Source organism: Acinetobacter sp. YH01024, assembly GCF_013420195.1.
GTDB classification, from domain to species: Bacteria; Pseudomonadota; Gammaproteobacteria; order Pseudomonadales; family Moraxellaceae; genus Acinetobacter; species Acinetobacter amyesii.
In genome coordinates this window covers 1-1847 of sequence record NZ_VOYQ01000099.1, presented here as the reverse complement: position 1 = coordinate 1847, position 1847 = coordinate 1, and the positions used below count along the sequence as shown (strand labels likewise).

The 1847-nt window shown below is 38.0% G+C and carries 2 protein-coding genes; one reads left to right on the top strand and one right to left on the bottom strand.

The window, feature by feature from the left end; all coding sequences use genetic code 11:
• Window positions 1-122: 122 nt before the first annotated feature.
• Window positions 123-1340 (bottom strand): RNA-guided endonuclease TnpB family protein, encoded by a 1218-nt coding sequence (locus FTT88_RS17005; protein WP_180047579.1) that lies wholly within the window; start codon window positions 1338-1340, stop codon window positions 123-125.
• A 39-nt stretch (window positions 1341-1379) separates the two neighbouring features.
• On the opposite strand from FTT88_RS17005, the gene tnpA reads away from it, so the two are divergent.
• Window positions 1380-1778 carry an IS200/IS605 family transposase gene (tnpA, locus tag FTT88_RS17000; RefSeq protein ID WP_152873595.1) on the top strand — a complete coding sequence of 133 codons (399 nt, stop codon included), beginning with the start codon at window positions 1380-1382 and terminating at the stop codon, window positions 1776-1778.
• Window positions 1779-1847: the final 69 nt, after the last annotated feature.

The following is a 1847-nucleotide window of genomic DNA, read 5'->3' as shown; positions in this document are numbered from 1 at the left end:
TTGACATACTCCCACCACCAAGCTAAGAGCTATGGTGGGGGAATCTTTGCGACCCATGCAATCTTAGAGATTGCACCTTTCGATACCGCACTGCGCTGACAGTATGGCGGTACAGGAACTCTTTATACAGCACTATGTCCTAGTGCATCAGCTAAAGCGAAATTGCGTATATTCAAGCTTGCATTCAAATCACGATCATGCACTGTTTCACAGTCAGGACATTGCCATTCTCTTATGCTTAGTGGCAATTTTGTCATAGTATAACCACAACATGAACATGCTTTAGAACTTGGAACGAATCTTCCAATTTGTAGCACATTCTTACCGAACCATTTTGCCTTGTATTGTAATATCGTAAGAAATTGACCCCAAGCCACATCCGAAATGGACTTGGCTAATTTTCGATTTCTTACCATGTTTTTTATCCCTAAATCTTCTACAGCATACGTGGTCGCTTGGTTTTCACAGATCAAGTAATGCGTGAGTTTGTGATGTAGGTCTAAGCGTTGCAGGCGCACTTTTTCATGGATGAATGCAACACTTAATTTTTGACGTTGATAATTCTTTGATTCTTTCTTCTTTCGAGCAAATATCTTCTGCTGTATGGATAGTCGGTTTTGAGCCTGTCGCAAGTATTTTGGATTTTCAACCTTATTACCATCGGATTGAATGAGCATGTGATTCAAACCCATATCAATTCCGATGGTTTGATCAGCTTGAATTGTTGTTGATGCAACAAGTTCTAACTCTGACTCGACCAAAATCGAAGCATAATACTTACCTGTCGCTGTTTTGCTAATGGTGACAGTTTTGATTTTCCCATTAAATACCCGACTAAATACAGTTTTTATCCCTTTAATTTTAGGTAGATGAAGTAATCCGTTCTCAAAGCTCACTGTTGCGTGCTGAGGGCATTGATAAGACCGTTGCGGTATTTTCTTGGATTTGAACCGTGGGTAGCCGACAAGATGACTTAATGGGCGTTTTTCATCAGGATTTGGTTTATATCCTTTGATCTTTCTGAATTCAACCTTGCCTTTCTTTAATCGCTGAAAAAAGTTGTTGTAAGCAGTGTGTAGGTGAAGTAACCCACTAAGAAGTGATTGACTATTCACCTCGTTCAACCATTCGAATTCAGGTTGTTTTTTCATGGCAACTAATTGGTCTTGAATATCCTTTTTTGATAATAATTTTTGAGTTTCAGAATGAGCTTTAGTTTGAAGTGCTAAAGCCCAATTGAAAATAAAGCGAGTGCATCCGAAGTGCTTTTCAAATTGCACTTTCTGCTCAGAAGTAGGATAGATGCGATATTTATACGCTTTCAAAAAAGGTTGTTTCATGGTTATAATTTAGCAAATTAATTGCTTAGTGTAAATGTAATGAAGTCACATTATCACTGTGTTTATAAACTTACATATCATTTAGTGTTGGTAACAAAATATCGCAAGAAATGCCTTTCAAATGAGATGATCAATCGGCTTGAAGAAATTGTAAAAAAGAACTGTGCTGATTGGGAGATTGACTTGATTGAGTTCAATGGTGAAGCTGATCATATTCACTTATTGTTAGATATGCACCCGAACATCATGCCAAGTAAATTCATCAATAATCTAAAAACTGTATCAAGCAGACTGATACGCAAGGAGTTCGGTGAAGAACTAAAACCTTATTATTGGAAACCTGTGCTTTGGACGAGGGCATACTGTCTACTTACAACAGGTGGAGCGACAATTGATGTAATTCGAGAATACATCCAAAACCAAGAGAGACCCGACTGAAAAGGCGTGCTATCCATCTCCATCTAAATCACAGATTATAGATGGAGAATTCCGCACATTTAGTTAAAA